This is a genomic window from Treponema sp. R6D11 (assembly GCF_054786075.1).
This window is the reverse complement of record NZ_BDHD01000876.1, coordinates 1-462: the sequence shown is the minus strand read 5'-3', so window position 1 is coordinate 462 and position 462 is coordinate 1. Positions and strand designations below refer to the sequence as shown.

General features: G+C 48.5%; 1 protein-coding gene. It reads left to right on the top strand.

Annotated elements, in window-relative coordinates:
- On the top strand, positions 1-374 hold a 374-nt coding region (locus tag ACYVTD_RS16605), incomplete at its 5' end, for a tyrosine-type recombinase/integrase (RefSeq protein WP_461248762.1).
- Positions 375-462: the final 88 nt, after the last annotated feature.

Sequence of the window (462 nt, the reverse complement as noted above, 5' to 3'; positions counted from 1 at the left end):
GCATAACGCTTTTCGGGACTGAAGCGGCGGAAAAGCTGACGGAGTATTTAAGGGACATCCGTCCTAAGCTAGCCGGAAAAACGAACAAAAGCGGCGCCCTGTTTATCGGAAGAAACGGAAAAAGGCTTTCCAGAAAAGGCATTTGGAAAAATTACGCGAAATCGGCCGCTGTCGCGGGAACTTCTTCGCATCTGCACACTTTGCGGCACAGTTTCGCCACAGGGCTTTTGAAAGGAGGCGCCGATTTAAGGACGGTACAGGAGTTGTTGGGGCACGCGGATCTTTCCACGACGCAAATTTACACGCACGTGGACGTGGAAGTTCTTCGTGAAAATCACAGGCGTTTTTTGCCAAGGTTAAGGACGGCAAAATAATGAGAGAGGGAAATGAAACAGTTTAAGGAAATCGTAATCGCCATATTCGTTGTCGCCGCGGTAAGTTTTTTGCTTTACTCTTTGGTAC